Source organism: Celeribacter sp. PS-C1, from assembly GCF_019429625.1.
GTDB lineage: Bacteria > Pseudomonadota > Alphaproteobacteria > Rhodobacterales > Rhodobacteraceae > Celeribacter.
This window is the reverse complement of sequence record NZ_JAHXRW010000022.1, coordinates 1-18,241: the sequence shown is the minus strand read 5'-3', so window position 1 is coordinate 18,241 and position 18,241 is coordinate 1. Positions and strand designations below refer to the sequence as shown.

Sequence of the window (18,241 nt, the reverse complement as noted above, 5' to 3'; positions counted from 1 at the left end):
TGGTGAGAAGCGCATGATTGAGCGGGCCTTCGGCGTTGGGCCGTGTGTCATGGCTGAAACAATGGCCTGGCTGGAGAAACAGCTCGCAGCATAAATGTGTCTGTCCGAGGCGTAAGTGCGACTTGTGCCAAAGTTTGCAACAGAGCCTAGCGGCAGTACCAACGCACAGCCCAAAGCACGATTTCACCCCGGAAATGACGGCCTTTGAAGTCGCTCATGCTACACCCCTTATCTCAGCAATGACCCACAAAATGCTTGTCGCTGAAAAAGTTTGCAACAGAGCCGCGCGCCGATCGTGAGCGACTTCGTATAGCCCTCCGGCACACCGATCTGTTGCCGCGCCTCTTCCCAGATCTTGATCAGGGACAGGGCATAGCGCTCGAATTCCCGCCCCGCGGGGGTCAGCTCCGCGCCCGCTTTCGAACGGGTAAAAAGCTGTTTACCCAAGGAGTCCTCCAACCGCTGGATACGCAGGCTGATCGCGGATTGCGTCACGAAAGACCCGGTCGCAGCCACTTCCAGAAAGGTTCGAATGAGCGCGATATCCATGACGTTACCTATGATTTATTTTCACTTTAACTATATTTCTTATTCGTTTTTCTAATTCAATCAAATTGCCTATTTCCGCAGTGTGGAAACGGACCACCGTGCATGAGACCCGAAAAGAGAGTGTCGGGCGGCTCTGTCCGGCGGGACGGTTTCCGGCTCAACATATACATTCTTGTCAAGACAAGGAGACTGATTATGACGCTGCATGTGACGCGTAAGATGACCTTCGCCCTGCTTTTGTCGGCCGGGATTGGCCTGTCCGCCTGTTCTTCCGATCAGGTGATCGGCAACACCGTCGACGTTGCCGCCTCCGGCACCGAACTCGTTGCCAGAGGCGCGGTTGGCGCCGGTAAACTCGCCTATAAAGGCGGCAAGTCCATCGTCACAGGCGGCGAATAAACGAGGGTGCGGGGCAGTTTCTTGATGACCGAACTCTGATCACCAATCCCTGCCCGCCGGCCCCCGGCGGGTATCTCTTTTTATAAATGACAGAACAGACGCGGGTCGTGTGATCACAGTGAGTCTGACGGTGAGTTCTGATTGGCCATACCCAAACCGTCACGCGTTTAACCTGATTCATAAAAAGAAAGGCATGACGTGTACAGCGTATCGGAATCTCGGCACAAAAAGACCGGGCTCAGCCCGGCCTTCATGTTCAACAAGGAAGTATAAAGCGATTTGAGTTTCCTCAAAGCCATGCTTTATGTGCCCAAATTACGGGCGATTTTAGATTTCGTCCAAGCCCAGACCCTCAGCCGGTTTGGAAATTCAGCCATGCATCTCCCACGACTGCTTCGGATTTGACCGCCGCCGCCCCATCGCACCGTGTTGGAAAACGTCATGGAAGGCCGCGTCGCCGAACAGGGACCGCCCGAAAAGCTGTTCTCCCATGCCGACAGCGAAACCTTCGCCCGTGTCATCTCCAAAACCCGCTGATTGCCCCGAGACCCTAAATGCCCCCTTCCTTCACCCCGCTGAAAATCGAGGCGGCCGAGTTGCGCATTGTCAACCTGCCACTCGTCACCCCTTTCAAAGTTTCAAACCAAACCCTGAGCGACAAAACCTTTCCGATCCTGACCCTGCCCGCCCCGCGCCGATCTGTCCCCGGCGGCAATTCCGCGCGACATCGACGCGCTGATTGCATCCGATCCACAGGCCGCTTTGGCCGAACGTCTGAGCCTGCGTGCGGCGTTGCAATCAGCCTTTGCAAAGGGGCCTGGTTCGACCGCACTCAGGTCACCTATCTTTTGGGAACGTGATAACCGCCAAGGCTGTGTCTAAAGCGTTTTTCTTTTTATCTGAGCCAGGGAAAAAGAAAAACGCAGTGCAACATATAAACGTTGTGAGCGCTTCACACAAAATCTGTGATTCAGATTTAATGCGAAACGCGTTAGCACATGGTTTTATCGAAGTTCCCCGTCTGGGCCATTGAGCAAAGATGTCTCGCCTTTCTGTGTTCCAGCAGGTTCAATGAAGAAAACCCATACGGCCAAAGACAAAATGACACATTTGTCATTTATAATGTGTTACGAGGTCCCTTCGGAAGGTATAGAGAATTAAAGCGTTTTTCGTTTAATCTGAATCAGATTGAGCGGAAAACGTTGCCACACTGAATGGATAGTGCTGCGTTTCTCAAAATTGAGTGCCTCAAGTTTTTTGAGAAACGCTTTAGCGAACGCCATAAACAAAGACTCCTGCCTGTGAGAGAAGAGGCCGCAAACATGTCCGTATTGTCCACATTACATCCCCCAATCCTTCGCATTGTCGTTGCAAGTTTTCTGTCAGCGTTTCTTTCTGTCACTGCCGCACCAGCAACCGCTGGGCCCGACTTCGACACACTGCTCGAAAAATTCGGCAAATCGAGTGGTGAGGAGGGCATCTATAGTTCCAACGGCCGCATTGAGGCGCAAACCGTCGATGTCGCCACGAAATATGCCGGGCGCATCGACAGTGTTACGGCGGCGGAGGGTGATCTGTTGTCTGCGGGCGATGTGATCGCGCAAATGGGCACGGCGGACGCTACGGCCCAGCTCAATGCAGCAAAGGCGGCCGTGCTGCGTGCCAATGCCGGGCTGACGGTGGCGCAGGCGACACTGATGCAGGCCGAAAGCGCGCTTTCCGTGGCACAAACCACCTATGACCGTGTGGTGAAGCTGCATGACAGTGGAACCACATCGCAAAGCACACTCGACGATGCGACCAATGCGCTCAACAGCGCCAAGGCCACGGTCGAGATGGCCAAGGCGCAAATCGAAGATGCCAAGGCGTCCATCGCTGCCGCTGAGGCGGATCAGGACCAGGTGCAATTGGCGCTCGACGATCTGACCATCACCGCGCCGCTGAGAGGCCGGGTGCTGTATCGCCTGCATGAACCGGGCGAGGTGATTGATGCGGGCTATCCTGTGGTCACCATGCTCGATCTGAGCAATGTTTACATGAACATCTACCTGCCCGCGACGGTGATCGGCACGCTGGCGGTGGGCGATGAGGCGCGGCTCATTCTCGACCCGATTTCCGACTATGTCGTTCCTGCAACGATCACGTTCATCTCGCCGCAATCACAATTCACGCCGAAGAGTGTCGAAACGCAGGAGCAGCGCGAAGAGCTCGTGTTCCGGGTGAAACTGTCGGTGCCGCGTGCGCTCTTGGCGAAATACGAAAGCCTGATCAAAAGCGGGGTGCGGGGCATCGGTTTTGTGCGCACCGAACCTGACGTGGACTGGCCGGAGCATCTGACCGTCAACGTGCCGGAGTGATCCGATATGGGGTATGTGGCACGCCTGAACGCCGTGTCGCATCGTTACAAGGCGGTCTTTGCGCTCGACGATGTGACACTCGACATTCCCGCCGGAAAAGTGGTTGGCCTGATCGGTCCGGACGGGGTCGGGAAATCCACGCTTCTGGGTTTGATCGCCGGTGTGCGCAAAGCGCAGGCGGGGGAGGTGACGGTCCTCGGCCAAGACATGCGCGACGCCAGTGCCCGCAGCACACTGGGCGCGCGGATTGCCTATATGCCGCAGGGGCTGGGCAAAAACCTCTACCCGACGCTGAGTGTGCGCGAAAACCTCGATTTTTTCGGGCGCCTCTTTGGACAGCAACAGGCCGAACGGCGCAAACGCATCGCGATGCTGACCGAAGCCACCGGACTTGCGCCTTTTCTTGATCGTCCGGCGGGCAAGCTGTCCGGCGGGATGAAGCAAAAGCTCGGGCTTTGCGCGGCACTGATCCATGACCCGGATCTGCTGATCCTTGACGAGCCGACGACCGGGGTGGATCCTTTGTCCCGGCGTCAGTTCTGGGAGCTTATTGATCGCATCCGCGCCAAGCTCACCGGCATGAGTGTGCTCGTCGCCACGGCCTACATGGAAGAGGCGGAACGCTTTGAATGGTTGGCGGCCATGAACGACGGCAAGGTGATCGCGATAGGCAGCCCGGAAGACATTCGGGCGCAAGCGGGCAAGGCGACGCTTGAGGATGCCTTCATCGAGATGCTCCCGAAAGAAGAGGGCGAGGAGGTCGGAGTGACCCTGCGCACCCGGCCCGCAAAAGACGGCACGGTGCCCGCAATCGAGGCGTTCGATCTGGTCAAGCGCTTCGGCGATTTCACCGCCGTGGATCACGTCAGTTTCACCATTCCCGAGGGCGAGATTTTCGGCTTTCTCGGTTCCAACGGCTGTGGCAAATCGACAACGATGAAAATGCTCACCGGGCTGTTGCAGCCCACGGAAGGACGCTCGAAACTCTTTGGCGAAGAGCTTGAGAACGGCGACATGGCCGCACGCCAGAACATTGGTTACATGTCACAGGCCTTCTCGCTCTATACCGAGCTGACCGTGCGGCAGAATCTCGAACTGCACGCAGAACTCTATCACATTCCCCCCGAGCGCCGCGCGGAGCGGGTGCGCGAGGTCCTGGACGAATTTGAACTGACCGAGGTGGCCGCATCGATGCCCGACGGGCTGCCTTTGGGGATTCGGCAACGTTTGCAATTGGCGGTCGCGACCATCCACGAACCGCGCATTCTCATCCTTGATGAGCCGACCTCCGGGGTCGATCCGCTGGCGCGCGATGCGTTTTGGCGCAAGCTGATTTCGCTGTCGCGCGACGAGGGCGTGACGATCTTCATCTCCACCCATTTCATGAACGAAGCGGAGCGCTGCGACCGGATTTCGCTTATGCATGCAGGGCGCGTGCTCGATGTCGGTACTCCCGAGGAGCTGACCGAACGGCGCGGGGCTCAGACATTGGAAGAGGCGTTTATCGCGGCGCTGGAAGGTGAGACGCAGGCCGATGAGGGCGCGGCGGACACCGATGCCCTGCGCAATGAGGTCGCGGCTGTCGCCCCCAATGCACTGCAACGCGCTGTGAGCCGTCTTTGGGCTTATACGTCGCGCGAAACGCTGGAACTGATCCGCGATCCGATCCGGATGTTCTTTGCGCTTGCGGGGCCGATCATCCTTTTGATCACCATGGGATTCGGGATTTCCTTTGACGTCGACAAGCTGAGCTTTGCGGTCAACGACATGGACCACACGCCGGAAAGCCGCCGCCTTATCGAGGCGTTTAGCTCCATTCCCCAATTCGATCAAAAGGACGATTTCACCTCGCTTGACGCGCTGGATCGGCAGATGGAGCGGGGGAACCTGACGGTGGCGCTGGAAATTCCCGATGGCTTCGGCAAAGCGCTGCATCAGGGGAGCGCGCCGGAAATCTCGCTCTGGATCGATGGCTCCATGCCGTTCCGCGGAGAAACCGCCGAGGGCTATGCGCTTGGCCTTCTCACGCAATTTGCCGACGATCTTGCCACCGAAACGGGCACGGAAAGCTCCGACAGCCTGTCGATTACGACTCGCTATCTCTACAATCAGGCCTTCAAAAGCGCGCATGCCATGGTGCCGTCGATGCTCATGCTCATTTTGATGCTGATCCCGGCGATTATGTCGGCGATCTCGGTCGTGCGCGAAAAGGAAACCGGAACGATTGCCAATTTCCGCGCCACGCCGGTGCGCAAGGTGGAGTTCCTCATCGGCAAACAAATCCCATATATCATCATCGCCTGGTTCAATTTCTGGGTTATGGCAGGGCTTGGCCTTTGGGTGTTCGGCGTGCCGCTGCATGGCAGCCTGCCTGCGCTCGGGCTGGCCGCGCTGTTCTATGTCATTGCCACCACGGGCTTCGGACAATTTATGTCGAGCTTTACCCGCACGCAGGTCTCTGCTGTCTTCGCAACGGCGGTGCTGTCCATCATTCCGACGGTGAATTTCTCCGGCCTGATCACCCCCGTTTCCACGCTTGCGCCCATGGGACGCATCGTAGGCCTGTCCTTCCCCGGCGCGTGGTTCCAGCCGATCTCCATCGGCACCTTCCTCAAGGGCTTCGGTTTCGGCGATGTGGCAATCAACATCCTTGTCATCACGGGGTTCTGCCTGATCTATCTCACCCTGTCCGTGCTTGCCCTTCGCAAGCAGGAGGCCTGACATGTTAAAAAGCCTCTCCAATATCCTCCGCCTGACGGTCAAAGAGCTGCGTGCGATCCGCGGCGATCTCGTGATGGTTGCGCTGATCCTCTACGTATTCAGCGCAGCCGTCTGGCTTGTCTCCGACGCAGGCTCGACCGAAGTGAAGGATTTGTCCGTCGCCGTAGTCGATGAAGACCACAGCCCGCTTGCGGCCCGGATCATCGACGAAATCCGCGCGCCGCTCTTTACAACGCCCGCGCTTTTGAGCCCGGATGAAGCGGCAGAGGCGCAGACCAATGGCGACTATGTTCTGGTCGTCTCTCTGCCCCCCGATCTTGAGCGCGATCTGCGCCGGGGCGATGAAGCGGAGATACAAATTCTCGCCGATGCCACCGCCGTGGCCTTTGCCGGCAATGGTTCATCCTTCATGACCCAACTGCTGGCCGAAACCGTTTCCGACTATCTCGCGCCGGGTGTCGACAGTGATGATCTGGTGAACGTGGTGTTTCGCAGTCGGTTTAATCCGAACATGACGGCGCGCTGGTTCACGTCCGTGATGCAACTGATGAACAACGTTACGATGCTGATGCTGATCCTCTCCGGGGCGTCGCTGATCCGCGAACGCGAACGCGGCACCATCGAACATGTGCTTGTGATGCCCGTGCGCCCGCATGAGATCGTTCTGTCGAAAATCTTTGCCACCGGCGGCGTGATCCTTTTTGCCTCCGTGTTCAGCCTCGTGGTGGTGGTGCAGTGGGCAATGGGGGTGCCGATTGCCGGTTCTCTGGCGCTCTATGTTCTGGGTGCCGCGATCTATGTCGTGTCGGTGGCCTCGCTTGGTCTGATGCTCGCGAGTTTCACCCATAACATGGGGCAATTCGGCCTTTTGACCATTCCGGTCATCGTCATCATGATTCTTCTGTCAGGGGGCATAACCCCGCTCGAATCCATGCCCGACTGGCTACAACTTGTCATGCGCACGATCAGCCCCTCGCCGCATTTCGTCTCCTTTGCACAATCCGTCCTCTACAGGGGCGCAGGGTTGGATCTCGTGATTGGACAGCTTGCCGCGATGGTGGCGATGTCGATCGTCGCCCTGTCTATGGTGCTGGCCCGGTTCCGTAAAATCCTGAGCTAAAGCGTTTCTGCTTAAACCTGTTTCCGGGTTTGAGCAGAAGCGCAGCGCAACGTCGAAGCAGAAGGTTACTGCACCCAACACAGATGTCTGGCTCGACAAAATTCAGAGTTTTGTCCTGAGTTCCCGCGCCAGTTGGGTAAAAGCCGCGTTTGATTGGTGGGCAAAGGCAATGACCCACGCGCCCTGCAATTGACAGTGCAAGGAAAAGGCGGCGTCGTCGGGCCGGGGATGACCCAACCGTTCGGCGTGTTTCTCGATACATTTCGTCCAGCTGCCATAGACCTCCTGCGCGGTGATCTGGAGGCGCGGTTCCAGCGGGGCGGCTTGCAGGATGCTGAGCACGGGACAGGCCGGGACATGAGTCTGCGACGTCACCTCGGAGGCAATGGCGTCGCATACCATGAGCGCACCTTCGTCAAAGCTTTCGGCCTGAGCGAAGGTCGTATCGAGCAACCGTTCCAGCCACGCCCCGGCCCAACGTGTCGCGGCTTCGGCCAGTTCCTGTTTGCCGTTCGGGAAATGATAATACAGCGACCCTTTGGGCAGCCCCGCCTCTTTGAGAATCTCCGACAGGCCAACACCCGAATACCCCTTCTGGCGAAAGAGGTTCGAGGCGATGCGGATCAGCTTGTCGCGAGACGTTGGGTCACTCATGACAAAACAGATAGCGCCACTGGACCGACTGGTCTATTGCTTCCGTAGACCAGTCGGTCCAATGCAAGGAAAGCGAGAGTTTTGGAACAGGCCACACAGACAATCTCCATCCCGGCAGAGGGGGCCACACTTATCGGGACCTGGTATCCGGCATCCGATGTGCCCCTTGCCAGCCTGGTGCTGCATGGCGCCACCGGCGTGCCGCAGCGCTTTTACCGCCATTTCGCCGCCTGGGCTGCCGCGCGCGGGATCAATGTTCTGACCTATGACTATCGGGATTTCGGCGCGTCCCAGACCCGGCCGATGCGTGAAAGCCAGACGAATTTCGCGGACTGGGCCGTGCGCGATCAGACCGCAGCACTCGATACACTGGCCAAACTGGCGCCGACAGGCCCCTTGTGGGTGCTCGGGCACAGTTTGGGCGGGCTTGGTCTTCCGTTCCAGAACCTGCCCGACCGCGTCACACGGATCACCACCATCGGCGCCGGGATCGGACATTATACCCACCATCCCTGGAGCTACCGCCCCAAGGTTCTGGCCTTCTGGTTCGCGCTTGGCCCCGTGGCGACCGCCCTTGCGGGCTATATGCCGGGCAAAAGATTGTTGCTGGGGGCCGATCTGCCCGCCGGTGTCTATTGGCAGTGGCGCAGATGGTGCACCCGGCGCGATTTCTACGCCTCGGACATCGGCGTCACCCTGCCGAAGCCGAATTACAGCATCGAGGGCAAGGACATCCGCATTTGCGTTGCCGCCGACGATGTCGTCGTCCCGCCGGTTGCGGTCCGACGCTATGCGGAGGCCTTTGCGCCATCAGGGGCCGAGTTTCGTATATTTGCCCCTGCGGACTACGGCCTGCCTGCGCTCAAACATATCGAAGTCCTGTCCAAAGAGAGCGCGCCCGTGTGGGCCGACCTACTTGATCTGCCTCAGCCCGATCTGACCTGAAAGGCCCGCCCATGACTGATAATGCGACACAGGATGGAACCCGCTCAGAAGTCCTGTACGCCCGCGCCCGGAGAACCATCCTCTGGGCCAATATCACCATGATTGCGATGATCGTGATCCATGACAGCGATCACGTCCGTCAGGCCGCGAACTGGTGCTATACGATCAGCGCGCAGCTTTGGCTGGTGAATGTGTCCGTCTATGTGCCGAGCCTGATCGCGTTGGCGCTTTTGTGGCGCGGCAAAGGCGCAGGCGTCGCGATGATGATCAACGGCCTGCTGGTTGGCGCGGCCTTTTCCGAAGTTCACCTGTGGCGTCCCTCCATTCCGGTCTGGGGCATCTGGAATGACAATTTCTTCATTCTGGGCGTAGATTGAATCAGCTGGACGATCCTTGCGCTGACGGTCCTAGTGGGGGCGCTGGTGAGTGCTGCAGGGACCTATGCGCTTGGCCTACAATGGACCGTGCGGTAAAGCAGGCACGATGAACGCATATCGGGTCTTTGGAGACAGGCATGCGACTGTCTCCCCCGGATCGCTTGCCCATAGTCTCTATAATGTTTCGTCTCGGCGTTACAGCACCGAACCCAGACATGTTGCCGATTTTGGCAGAGCACTTTTCCAAAAAAAGACCGAGCAAAGCTCGGCCTTAAGTCCAACAGGGAGGTAGAAAGCGACGTGAGTTGCCTCATATCACCTCTTCCTTTGCTCTATTTATGTGCAGCTTGAAAACTTTTCAAGACAGCGCCCCCTGCCAATATGGCAGACCCGATATGCGCTGACGCACCAAGCCCATTTCAAGACTTCTCCAGCCCGGAATCCTGCAACTGTTCACGATCCGGCAGGTCTTGCAGGCTCTCAAATCCGAATGCGACCAGAAACTGTTCCGTCGTGACGAATGTATAGGGCGCCCCACGTCGCGGACTGCGCGGCCCGGTGCCGATGAGATGGCGATCATGCAGACGGCCGATCAGGTCGCGACTGATCTCCTTGCCAAAGATATCCTTCAACCCGTGGCGGGTGATCGGCTGGTGATACGCCACCGCAGCGAGCACCGCGATGTCAAACTCGCTCAGGTCCTGAAGCTGATCGCCAACATCCGCCGCCGCACGGATCGCAGGCGCATAAACGGGGCGCGTCCGGAACACCCAGCCTCCTCCAACCTTGGCGATCTCAAAGGCCCGCCCCTCAAGATCAGCGGCCAGATCCGCAATCAGAAGATCGACCGAGGCCCCTCGCCCCACGACCCGCGCAAGATCTTCGCGCGGCACGGGCGTGGCAGAGGCAAAAAGCACGGCTTCGATCCGATGCATCCACTCACGCCACCGCAGTTCGGGCGGCAGAGCCTCCAACTCGCGATCAAGTTCAGCTGTGCGGCGCGCCCCTGCCATGTTCACACCCCATAAAGCCGGAAGGTGTCGCGTCCGGTGAGCTCGCGCACCGCGCCCAACTCGACCAAGCGATCGCAAAGCCGCCGCGCGGCCCGATCCGGCAGCGGTAGCGCCGCGGGAGCCACGGCATCCTGCGTCAAAAACATCTCGACCGCCTCCCCTGCCCCTTTCGCGCGGAGCTTTGGCGCGACCGACACGAGATGCGCGGCTTTGCGGGTGAGATCAGAGGCGAGGGTCAGGACCTCCGGCACAGCGGCGATCACCGCGCGGTGGCAGGCATCAACCAACGCGTCACCCCTCACATTGAAATCCGCGCGCTTCAGCCCGAGCGCGAGCAACGGCAGGAGATGCGTTGCGCCCATTCCCTGTGCCAAGGCCGCCTCCGCCATGATCAGCGAGGGAACCCGCGCGCGGGGACGCTCTCTGAGAACTGTCTCAAAAACTGCCGCCGCCCGACGAAGCGGCGCCCCCTGCCCCGAGTCGAGCCAGACCGCGACCTCCGTGGCCTCAACAGCCGGCAAGGCGCGGTGCAGCCCCTGCGGGGACACAGGCCGCTCCACGGCCCGCCGCCAAGAGAGATACATCTCCCCCGCAGGTCCGGGCAGGTCGCCGGGACGCAGCAGATGGCAGGTGTCCCGCAACTCTGCGGCCCGCTCAATCCGCCCCGAAAGCGCCGCACAGGCCTCCGCTGCGCGCAAAGCCAGCCGATCGCGCAACAAGGCGTGGGGCAGCTCCGGACGTGCGGCCACAAGATGCAGATGGCTCAGGGCATACCCCGACAAAAAAGCCACATCTTCAAAGGCTTCCGCACGCCGCGCGGTGACCCAGCGCGGCAAAGGCGCTAATGTACTCGGGTCTGATGCGATGTCCGGCGGAGTCATTTTCATGACCGGAGCCTAAATCACCACGGCGCTTTCATCCAGAAAATTTTCAACAAACCGCCGCACCTTGATGGATGCTATTATGTCCAATAAATTTGCATTATCGGACATAATAGATATAGGCTCTGGAATATGGCCAAAACACCCGAAAACACACCGCACAAAGACGTCGAAATCACCCTGCCCGACCATATCGCGGGATCAGGGTCGCTTGAGCGCCTGGTGGAAACCGCGCGCACCTATGTGGAGGCGACCGTTGCGGAGAACACAGCGAAAGCCTACGCCGCCGACTGGGCGCATTTCTCGCGCTGGTGTCGGATGAAAGGAGCGGACACCCTGCCCCCCTCACCGGAAATCATCGGCCTCTATCTCACCGACCTCGCACATCCCTCGGACAAGACCGCCCCTCTGACGGTGGCAAGTATCGAGCGTCGCCTCTCCGGTCTCTCATGGAATTACGCACAGCGCGGCCTGACCCTGAACCGCAAGGAACGCCACATCGCCCGCATCCTCGCGGGCATCAAACGCAAACACGCCCGCCCGCCGGTCCAAAAGGAAGCGATCTTTCCAGAGGACATTAAGGCCATGGTCGCCACCCTGCCCTATGATCTGCGCGGGCTGCGGGATCGGGCGATCCTGCTTTTGGGCTATGCGGGTGGCTTGCGCCGGACCGAGATTGTCAGCCTCGACGTGCACAAAGACGACACAGAGCACAGCGGCGGCTGGGTCACGATCTATGAGGAAGGTGCGCTCTTGACGCTCAATTCCAAGACCGGTTGGCGTGAGGTCGAAATCGGGCGCGGCTCAACTGAGGCGACCTGCCCCGTTCATGCCTTGGAGCAATGGCTGCGCTTCGCGAAGATCGAATTTGGTCCCGTGTTTGTCCGCACGTCGCGCGACGGCAAACGCGCCTTGGAGGATCGACTCAGCGACAAACACGTCGCGCGGCTTATCAAACACACGGTTCTGAAAGTGGGCCTGCGCTCTGAGCTGCCGGAGAAAGACCGCCTCGCGCTGTTTTCCGGCCACAGCCTCCGCGCAGGGTTGGCGAGTTCGGCGGATGTAGATGAACGCTATATCCAGAAACACCTCGGCCATGCCTCTGTGGAAATGACGCGCCGGTATCAGCGGCGGCGGGATCGGTTTCGGATCAACCTCACGAAAGCCGCGGGCCTCTGACATGTGACGGAAACGAAAAAAGGCGGCCACTTGGACCGCCTTTTATCTGTCGTCTGATCGGGTGGATTAGCTGTCCAACTCCGCAAAGAACGCGGCGAGCGCGGCCTCGAGTTTCTGCTTTTCCATCTGGCCGAAGTCCATGTCGGAGCGCAGTTCAAGCCGCCCATCTTGCACCGCACAGCGCACTGTCCCCGCGGGGACAGTCATGCGGAACGTGGTTTTGAGCTTATTGGCTTTTCCCGCTGGCGCTTTCTTTTCGGCTTTGCGCACTCCGGTGAGCAAGCTCCGCAGCACCTCAATCTCGGCCTCCGCGGTCGTCGACATCGCCGCCGCGAGCCGCGATTTCGCGCGCGTTACCGCCGCCGCATCGTCCGCGAACTTTTTCTCAAGATCGAGACCAAGGGCACGTGGGATCGCTTCCGGAAATTTGAGCGCGCCACCGATATGATCCAAGAGTGTCGCGAAGTGACGAATGTAGCTGCGTTTCTGCCGGTTCGCCGAGGCATAGAGAATGGCGACGGCCTCCTCGACGTTCGCGCATTCGGTCTCCGGATCGGCGGCATAGGCCCGCGCAAGCGCCGCCATTTCCGCAAAAGAAATATCACGGCGCACGAGGTTCTCATCGACCATCCGGCGGTAAAGACCGTCGAGAGCTTCACCGCTCGACATCAGACCCGCCGGAATTTTCGCGAACCGGTCATCCCCCGTTTCCGCGAAAAGTTCGCGGTAGGCGGTAAGACGGCGGAAGCCCTGCACAAGCTCATAGCCCTCGCCAACCTGCTCCACGCGGATCGGGTTCGAGAGGCCAAGCTCACGGATGGAGATTTTCAACTCGTCCAGTTCCGGATCGCGCGTGATGCTCCGGTCGCGGGTGAGTTTGGTCGTGGACACGGCATCAATCGCCACGAGGTCCACGATCAACCCCTGTTTCTTCATCCGCACAAAATCATGCGCGAGGCGGTCGTTTTCGTCGCGAATCGCGGCCTCGGCGGCTTGGCGTTCGCGGAGGGCGGAGGCGTTTTCCTGAATGGCGCTCGCCATCGGACCACGGCGGGTCTCACGCACGTCTGGCTCCTCCGTCCCCGCGGGGACAGGCGTGTCTACCTCGACCGGATCGGTCGGGAAGTCTATGTCAAAGACGCGGCGTTTCTTGCTCATGCCTCATCCTCCAGATTGACCCAGGCCTCAAGAAGGTGCCCGCGGAATTCTTCATACGCATTATCGAAAGAGGACCGTGCGCGGCGCCACGTCTCGCGCGTCATGTCGCGGTAGTCGGTCTCATAGATCGACGACAGGAAGCGACCGGACTGTTCCACCGCCCGGGTCATCTCAATCGGGTTCTGGGTGAGCCTATCCCCAAAAACCTTTTCAAAAGCCGACCGCATCGCGCGGTGCAATTCATTGCCCGCCTCGAACCGCGTCAGAAGGAAACGGATGTCGTGGAACGCTTTCGGCAGGTTGCTTGTCCCCGCGGGGACAACGCCGTTGAAGGCCGAAAGATCTTCAAGCGCTTCGGCGAGCTGACCGATGAAGGAGGTGGTCGAGTCATATTCCCAGTAGCCGGGGCCGGAGGGGATATAGAGCACGTCGGCAGCAAAGACCGCGTTCATGGACTGATAGCCGATCGCAGGCGGACAGTCGAAGATGATCATGTCGTAGGCGTCCGCGGGCAGGGTGTCGAGATAGCGGCTCACAGCGGCGAAGAACGACCACTCCGGATTGAGGTTGCGATATTGCGCGGAGGCGAACTCGACGAAGGCCGCGTTGGCGCAGGACGGGATGATGTCGATGGTCGGCCAGTTGGTCGCCTTGATAAAGTCCGCGACGCGCAGATCAGAAAGACCCATGTCCGTAATAGAAGAGGGCAGGCGGCGTTGGGGCAGGGCGGAGCCGCTCTCGGCCCCACGGGTCGCGGCGTTCATGCGCTCTGTCTCATTGATCAGATCGCGCGCCATGACGCCCCAGACCGTGAACTCCTCCTGAACATCGGAGAGCCCCATGGAGTGGGACAACGTTGCCTGCGGGTCGAAGTCGACGCAGAGCACGCGATAACCATCGAGCGCGGCGGCGTGGGCGAAGTGGAGCGCAACGGTGGACTTGCCCGCGCCACCTTTGAAGTTCGCAATCGCCGCGCGGATCGCCCGCTTGCCCGCCGGACGTTTCGGCATGAGGGACTTGCGGCTCACCTTAAGACGGCGGCGCAACTCGTTGATCTCTTCGAGCGTATACCAGCGCTGACGCCCGTCTTCTTCGACATAACCCTGCGGCAGAGACGGGTCGGCGGCGAGACGGCCGCGCATGGTAGATTGGTTGACCTTGAAGATGAGTTCGGCCACCTCCCAGCTCGAAAATCTGCGGAGCGTCTTCTCACGCTCAGGGGAATAGGTCTGCTGTCGGATAAATCCCTGCATCTTGAGCGACTGGGCCTGTAGTCGCGACAAGTCTTCATGGGTGAACATTGTGCCTCCTGTCCCCGCGGGGACGCTTTCTATTATCTAATTCGGATTTACGCGGAAAACGGAAAAATTGCAAAACTTAAAAACGTAAATTAGAGTAAAACCGTGAAAAGCGCTGAAAGGTATAAAGCCCCATGTTTCCTGCGCCTTTCCCCGAGGCGCCCTGATTCGGACCCGAGGCGATGCGTACGACAGTCCGGGACAGTATTTCTCGGTAGCGACCCTCTAAATAGGGGGACATATTCAGCCCCTCCACTACCTATAGGGGGACATTTTACCCCTGATTGGGGGACAGCCTGCGTGACCCCCAATACCATTAATACCTTTCTTTTTCTTTTTTTGAGGAATTTGGTAGGGAAGCTGAGCGCAGGAGTCGCTTGACAGAATCGAAGAACTCAACGCAAATTGTTTCAAGATCACAAAAAACGCTGAGAGCGCGCTGGTTTCGAGGTCTTTACCTTTGACGCGTACATCTCGGGGCACCTTCTTCGGAAGGATTGAGGGAAAGATGGATCCCGACACGGATGGCGGGACCGATAAAGCAGAGAATTCTGCGAAGGGCGAGACAGATGCTGTCGAAGAAACCGGTTGGTCCGCAGGCCGCCGCAGTCAAATATGATGTGCTCACAGCACTCGGGACCTATGCGCTCTCTCAGTCCAAGGGCAAACAGGTGCTTTGTCTTCGCCTCATGACCCTCATCACAGCCCGCTACAATTGGCAGCGCAACGAGTTGGCTGTTGGCCAGCGGGAGATCGCGCGGATGTGGGGTGTGGAGGAACGGACCGTCAAACGCGAGATGGCCAAGCTCCGCGCAATGGAGTGGCTCATCGTCAAACGGCAGGGCGCGCGGGGGCGGGTGACAGAATACGCCCTCTCGGTGGACAAGCTGCTGAAAGACACGCGGTCGATCTGGGCGGCAGTCGGGCCGGATTTCGAACAACGCCTGGAATGGCAGGGGGCCAAACCCGCGGATACGGATGCCAAAGTCGTCCCGCTCCAACGGCAGGGCAGGGCGGTCGCCGCGCCCGAAGTGGACAGCTCAACGGAATGGGGATTGGCGAGGAGCCTGATCTATGCGGAAGACCCTGCGCGGTTCTCAAGCTGGATCGCGGCCCTTGAACGTGGAGAGAGGGTCGGACGCAGGCTCTACCTCAACGCCCCGAGCCGCTTTCATGCGCATTACGTGGCGACGCATCTCAACGACATCTGTCTCAGCGCCGTCAAACAAGTGGATGGGGACGTTGATGAGGTGATCGTCCTCGGGTGAGAATCATACAGGCTGTTCAGGCTGAGATGTTCGCCGCGCTTCAGGTTCTCAATTCCGACGAGTACGAGAAAGTATGGATGTGAGCGCTACAACGACAAGTCGATGGCAACAACCTGACAATGCCTGTCAAACTCCTGCGCGGTTTTATCATTCTCGTGGGGCTGGTCATGGCTGCGATCTTTTTCGCGCGGGGATAATGTGCTTGCGAAACGGGCGCTTTGCTGAAAATCAGGGCATAGCTGAAAGAGAGGTGTGACGGTGTCCATTCTGCGTTCCCTTGGTCCGGCGGTCCCCCGGACCCCGACCCGTGAGGCGTTTCGCGCCGGACTTGGCGCTCTGGTCGGGCTGGGTGTCACGGGGCTATGCGTCCTGTCACCACAGATCGATCTGACAACCGGCTTGTATCTGGTCGCGCCGTTCGGGGCGAGTTCCGTGCTGCTCTTTGCGGTGCCCAACAGCCCGCTGGCCCAGCCCTGGTCTGCGGTCGTGGGCAATACGGTGGCCGCACTGGTCGGCGTTGCGGTGTGTATGACAGTGCCTGACCCCGTGCTTCGGATCGCGCTGGCGGTTGCGCTCGCCATTGTCGTCACGATCATGGCGCGGGCGGTGCATCCACCTGCAGGTGCGGTGGCGATGACAGCGGCGATGAGCCCTGACACGGTCGAAGCGATGGGGTTCTGGTTCGCGCTCGCGCCCGTCGCCCTCGGCACGGTGACGCTTGTCGGGCTGGCGGCGGTCTATGCCCGATTGACGGGCCGCCACTATCCATTTCGGCAGTTCGACGAACCGAACATCCACGGCACCGACGACGCGGACCCGAGCGAACGTCTGGGTCTGAGCGAAGGTGAGCTGACCGCGATCCTCGAACGCTACCGGCAGTCGTTCAACCTCGGGGTCGAAGATCTCGCGCGGCTGATCGGCGCGGCCGAGGCGCAAGCGGCAACCCATCGGACCGGACCGATCACCGCCGAAGACATGATGTCGCGCGATCTGGTCACGGTGCGTCCCGAAACGCCGCTGGCCGATGTGGCGCGGGAGTTCCGCGAGCACCGCTTTACCTCGCTGCCGGTGGCCGCGGAGGATGGACGATACCTTGGCGTCATCTTCCAGATCCATCTGATCTTGCGGGCGGAAGATGACGCAACGCGGCTGAAGCGGCGTTTCTTGCCCGCGCTGCGGCGGCTCACCGATACCGACCGTGACCGCCCCGTGGAAGCGCAGGAAATCATGACGGTCGCCGGCCCACGCGCCACGCTGACCACCCCGCTTGCGGCCTTCATGCCCATGCTGGCGGATGGGGATGTGGATGCAGTTCCGGTGCTGGAATACGGAAAAATCGCGGGGATCGTGACGCGCACCGACCTTGTCGCCGCGCTCGCACGGGCGGGTCTTCGGGACGATTGATGGTGCGGCGCCTTCGTCGGAGGTAGATGAGCCGCGAAGATCCAATGAAAGGAGCGCACGATGGGCGATCCGCAGGACCACCACGACGACCGAGGCAGCTGTGTCTTTCTTGCCACGGGTCGTTCGCAACGGTTGACAGAATCGAACGGGCGCCTAAATTGTGTGCATGGTTACGAACGAAAGCCTCTTCCGGTTTCTGCTTCTGAACCGCCTCCCCCCCCGGGCGGCGAGAGGTTAATTACGCCAGCGTCCACCCGGGGTAATCTCGACATTTTCGATTTGAGAATGCGGGTCTGTTCCGACCCCGGGAGACACATCATGATTTACGAGAAACCCTCGCGGCTGATGGGTGCGAATCTCTTCGGCGCGATCCAGCACGAACGCTACACGGATACCTGCTTTGCCCTGTCCGGGGCCGACCTACGGGGCATGGAACATCTGTTGCTTCGCCGTGGACCGGACGGAGCGCGGCTGTCGCCGCTTCTGAACGGGCTGATCCGCAAGAAAATCCGCATGTCCTGTGAGCTATCCTCCCCCCTGCCTAAGGACATTGCGGCGTCGGGTCGGCTCGTGACCTATGTCGTCGAAGGCGAAAGCACACGCTCGGGCGTTCTGTCGATGAGTACCATGCCGCTAAATGGCACCATTCCGGTTGGATCGCTGCTCGGAGCCACCCTGATCGGAGCCACGCGCGGACAGAAGATCGCGCTTCTGCACGAAGATGGCGAGATCGGCGCCGTGACGTTGCTTGAGATCCACCTTCTGAACGACGGCCCACTAACTGCTTGAGCGGCATTGTCAGGTTATTATTGATGGCACTCAAGAACGGGGCTGCGCGTAATTTTCAAGCGATCAACTCGCGTGCATACTCAGCCCAAATTTCGAAGGCATCGGCTCTGGCGTGGCGGTAGGAACGGG

Annotated in this window: 17 protein-coding genes; 10 read left to right on the top strand and 7 right to left on the bottom strand. The window is 59.6% G+C overall.

Translation table 11 applies throughout. The features are described 5' to 3' along the window. Positions 1-228: 228 nt before the first annotated feature. The gene (locus J5Y17_RS18670) at positions 229-549 is read right to left on the bottom strand and encodes a LysR family transcriptional regulator (RefSeq protein ID WP_255572217.1); all 321 of its coding nucleotides are present in this window, start codon (positions 547-549) and stop codon (positions 229-231) included. Between the two features lie 195 nt (positions 550-744). Between J5Y17_RS18670 and J5Y17_RS18665 the strand changes: the two genes are divergently transcribed. From J5Y17_RS18665 to J5Y17_RS18650, 4 genes are all read left to right on the top strand, one after another. Next, on the top strand, positions 745-948 hold the full coding sequence (locus J5Y17_RS18665; RefSeq protein WP_219787374.1) for a hypothetical protein: 204 nt from the start codon (positions 745-747) through the stop codon (positions 946-948). 1,322 nt (positions 949-2,270) lie between these two features. After that, a complete protein-coding gene (locus J5Y17_RS18660; RefSeq protein ID WP_219787373.1) occupies positions 2,271-3,305 on the top strand; it encodes an HlyD family secretion protein in 1,035 nt (344 codons plus the stop codon). Positions 3,306-3,311: 6 nt separating this feature from the next. After that, positions 3,312-6,026, top strand: a complete 2,715-nt coding sequence (rbbA, locus tag J5Y17_RS18655) for a ribosome-associated ATPase/putative transporter RbbA (protein ID WP_219787372.1) — start codon at positions 3,312-3,314, stop codon at positions 6,024-6,026. 1 nt (position 6,027) lies between these two features. After that, entirely contained in the window at positions 6,028-7,146 is a 1,119-nt protein-coding gene (locus J5Y17_RS18650) for an ABC transporter permease (protein WP_219787371.1), read from the top strand. Between the two features lie 102 nt (positions 7,147-7,248). Here J5Y17_RS18650 and J5Y17_RS18645 read toward each other — a convergent pair whose 3' ends face one another. Then, positions 7,249-7,800, bottom strand: a complete 552-nt coding sequence (locus J5Y17_RS18645) for a TetR/AcrR family transcriptional regulator (protein ID WP_219787370.1) — start codon at positions 7,798-7,800, stop codon at positions 7,249-7,251. 81 nt (positions 7,801-7,881) lie between these two features. Here J5Y17_RS18645 and J5Y17_RS18640 point away from each other — a divergent pair, with 81 nt between their 5' ends. Both J5Y17_RS18640 and J5Y17_RS18635 read left to right on the top strand, forming a co-directional pair. Beyond that, positions 7,882-8,745, top strand: coding sequence for an alpha/beta fold hydrolase (locus J5Y17_RS18640; protein ID WP_219787369.1), 864 nt, complete (start codon positions 7,882-7,884; stop codon positions 8,743-8,745). Between the two features lie 11 nt (positions 8,746-8,756). After that, positions 8,757-9,122, top strand: a complete 366-nt coding sequence (locus tag J5Y17_RS18635; protein WP_219787368.1) for a hypothetical protein — start codon at positions 8,757-8,759, stop codon at positions 9,120-9,122. A 419-nt stretch (positions 9,123-9,541) separates the two neighbouring features. On the opposite strand, the gene J5Y17_RS18630 is transcribed toward J5Y17_RS18635, so the two are convergent. Both J5Y17_RS18630 and J5Y17_RS18625 read right to left on the bottom strand, forming a co-directional pair. Next, positions 9,542-10,135, bottom strand: coding sequence for an SMC-Scp complex subunit ScpB (locus J5Y17_RS18630; RefSeq protein ID WP_219787367.1), 594 nt, complete (start codon positions 10,133-10,135; stop codon positions 9,542-9,544). Between the two features lie 2 nt (positions 10,136-10,137). After that, positions 10,138-11,022: a DUF1403 family protein gene (locus J5Y17_RS18625; RefSeq protein WP_219787366.1), complete on the bottom strand. Its 885-nt coding sequence runs from the start codon at positions 11,020-11,022 to the stop codon at positions 10,138-10,140. 126 nt (positions 11,023-11,148) lie between these two features. Here J5Y17_RS18625 and J5Y17_RS18620 point away from each other — a divergent pair, with 126 nt between their 5' ends. After that, the gene (locus J5Y17_RS18620; RefSeq protein WP_219787365.1) at positions 11,149-12,195 is read left to right on the top strand and encodes a tyrosine-type recombinase/integrase; all 1,047 of its coding nucleotides are present in this window, start codon (positions 11,149-11,151) and stop codon (positions 12,193-12,195) included. Positions 12,196-12,261: 66 nt separating this feature from the next. Here the strand turns inward: J5Y17_RS18620 and J5Y17_RS18615 are convergent, their stop codons facing one another. Beyond that, on the bottom strand, positions 12,262-13,353 hold the full coding sequence (locus J5Y17_RS18615) for a ParB N-terminal domain-containing protein (protein ID WP_219787364.1): 1,092 nt from the start codon (positions 13,351-13,353) through the stop codon (positions 12,262-12,264). Continuing rightward, the gene (locus J5Y17_RS18610) at positions 13,350-14,654 is read right to left on the bottom strand and encodes an AAA family ATPase (protein WP_219787363.1); all 1,305 of its coding nucleotides are present in this window, start codon (positions 14,652-14,654) and stop codon (positions 13,350-13,352) included. Before J5Y17_RS18610 ends, J5Y17_RS18615 begins: the two co-directional genes overlap by 4 nt. 566 nt (positions 14,655-15,220) lie before the next feature. On the opposite strand from J5Y17_RS18610, the gene J5Y17_RS18605 reads away from it, so the two are divergent. After that, complete coding sequence (locus J5Y17_RS18605) at positions 15,221-15,919, top strand: hypothetical protein (protein WP_219787362.1); 699 nt, start codon at positions 15,221-15,223, stop codon at positions 15,917-15,919. 86 nt (positions 15,920-16,005) lie between these two features. Here J5Y17_RS18605 and J5Y17_RS18600 read toward each other — a convergent pair whose 3' ends face one another. Then, positions 16,006-16,185: a hypothetical protein gene (locus J5Y17_RS18600; RefSeq protein ID WP_219787361.1), complete on the bottom strand. Its 180-nt coding sequence runs from the start codon at positions 16,183-16,185 to the stop codon at positions 16,006-16,008. On the opposite strand from J5Y17_RS18600, the gene J5Y17_RS18595 reads away from it, so the two are divergent. After that, a complete protein-coding gene (locus J5Y17_RS18595; protein ID WP_219787360.1) occupies positions 16,178-17,323 on the top strand; it encodes an HPP family protein in 1,146 nt (381 codons plus the stop codon). The genes J5Y17_RS18600 and J5Y17_RS18595 overlap by 8 nt on opposite strands. Before the next feature lie 318 nt (positions 17,324-17,641). After that, on the top strand, positions 17,642-18,112 hold the full coding sequence (locus J5Y17_RS18590; protein ID WP_219787359.1) for a hypothetical protein: 471 nt from the start codon (positions 17,642-17,644) through the stop codon (positions 18,110-18,112). The last annotated feature ends 129 nt before the right edge of the window (positions 18,113-18,241 follow it).

What these genes read in the sequence shown, in the direction of transcription:
- J5Y17_RS18660 (WP_219787373.1), top strand. Translation starts at nt 2,271, where the DNA reads ATGTCCGTATTGTCCACATTACATCCCCCAATCCTTCGCATTGTCGTT.
- J5Y17_RS18600 (WP_219787361.1), bottom strand. Translation starts at nt 16,185, where the DNA reads ATGGACACCGTCACACCTCTCTTTCAGCTATGCCCTGATTTTCAGCAA.
- J5Y17_RS18665 (WP_219787374.1), top strand. Translation starts at nt 745, where the DNA reads ATGACGCTGCATGTGACGCGTAAGATGACCTTCGCCCTGCTTTTGTCG.
- J5Y17_RS18625 (WP_219787366.1), bottom strand. Translation starts at nt 11,022, where the DNA reads ATGAAAATGACTCCGCCGGACATCGCATCAGACCCGAGTACATTAGCG.
- J5Y17_RS18650 (WP_219787371.1), top strand. Translation starts at nt 6,028, where the DNA reads ATGTTAAAAAGCCTCTCCAATATCCTCCGCCTGACGGTCAAAGAGCTG.
- J5Y17_RS18630 (WP_219787367.1), bottom strand. Translation starts at nt 10,135, where the DNA reads ATGGCAGGGGCGCGCCGCACAGCTGAACTTGATCGCGAGTTGGAGGCT.
- J5Y17_RS18670 (WP_255572217.1), bottom strand. Translation starts at nt 549, where the DNA reads ATGGATATCGCGCTCATTCGAACCTTTCTGGAAGTGGCTGCGACCGGG.
- J5Y17_RS18605 (WP_219787362.1), top strand. Translation starts at nt 15,221, where the DNA reads ATGCTGTCGAAGAAACCGGTTGGTCCGCAGGCCGCCGCAGTCAAATAT.
- J5Y17_RS18635 (WP_219787368.1), top strand. Translation starts at nt 8,757, where the DNA reads ATGACTGATAATGCGACACAGGATGGAACCCGCTCAGAAGTCCTGTAC.
- J5Y17_RS18615 (WP_219787364.1), bottom strand. Translation starts at nt 13,353, where the DNA reads ATGAGCAAGAAACGCCGCGTCTTTGACATAGACTTCCCGACCGATCCG.
- J5Y17_RS18620 (WP_219787365.1), top strand. Translation starts at nt 11,149, where the DNA reads ATGGCCAAAACACCCGAAAACACACCGCACAAAGACGTCGAAATCACC.
- J5Y17_RS18590 (WP_219787359.1), top strand. Translation starts at nt 17,642, where the DNA reads ATGATTTACGAGAAACCCTCGCGGCTGATGGGTGCGAATCTCTTCGGC.
- J5Y17_RS18610 (WP_219787363.1), bottom strand. Translation starts at nt 14,654, where the DNA reads ATGTTCACCCATGAAGACTTGTCGCGACTACAGGCCCAGTCGCTCAAG.
- rbbA (WP_219787372.1), top strand. Translation starts at nt 3,312, where the DNA reads ATGGGGTATGTGGCACGCCTGAACGCCGTGTCGCATCGTTACAAGGCG.
- J5Y17_RS18645 (WP_219787370.1), bottom strand. Translation starts at nt 7,800, where the DNA reads ATGAGTGACCCAACGTCTCGCGACAAGCTGATCCGCATCGCCTCGAAC.